We start from the raw sequence: 252 nt of genomic DNA, 5'->3' as shown, positions 1-252 counted from the left end.
AGAGCGGACGGCGCGGCGGCCTGCTGATCGGGGCACTGGTCGCGGCGATCATCGGCGTGCCGGCGGCGCTGTTCCCGATCGCGCCTTCGGTCACGGGGTTCGCACTCGCCGTCGGCACGCTGTCGCTGTGCGGCGCGGTGACGGGGCTCGCGACATCCGTCGCGCTCCCCGTCCTCATCCCGAACGAGGTGCGGGGCCTGTGCATCGGGGCGGTCATCGCCTTTGCCGGCCTGATCGGCTTCGGCATCGCAC

Annotated in this window: 1 pseudogene; it reads left to right on the top strand. The window is 73.0% G+C overall.

Annotation, left to right across the window (positions count from 1 at the left end):
* Positions 1-252: pseudogene (locus AC0CH8_RS19005) on the top strand (MFS transporter); the annotation flags it as partial.

The sequence above is a fragment of the Sphingomonas sp. AC435 genome, assembly GCF_979253005.1.
This window is presented reverse-complemented; position numbering and strand designations above follow the sequence as displayed.